1 pseudogene is annotated in these 223 nt (G+C 64.6%); it reads right to left on the bottom strand.

Annotation, left to right across the window (positions count from 1 at the left end):
* Positions 1-223, bottom strand: a pseudogene (locus E4K09_RS29450) (invasion associated locus B family protein); the annotation flags it as partial.

The following is a 223-nucleotide window of genomic DNA, read 5'->3' as shown; positions in this document are numbered from 1 at the left end:
GCCGACGGCCGCCGAAGCCAGGCCGTTCTCCTTGGCCGTGAAGCCCAGCACGAGGGCGACCTCGTTCTTCACGTTCTCGGCCGGACGGAAGGACACGAAGAGATACGCGGGATCGCGATTCAGGTTTTTCGGCAGGCGTTCCTGGGGCTGGCTGAGCGCATAGCAGATCTTCGATCGCCCGGTCTGGGCCGTGTAGACGCCCCAGTCGCCATAGGAACTCACG

The sequence above is a fragment of the Microvirga pakistanensis genome (assembly GCF_004458765.1).
In the GTDB taxonomy this organism is placed as follows: domain Bacteria; phylum Pseudomonadota; class Alphaproteobacteria; order Rhizobiales; family Beijerinckiaceae; genus Microvirga; species Microvirga pakistanensis.
This window is presented reverse-complemented; position numbering and strand designations above follow the sequence as displayed.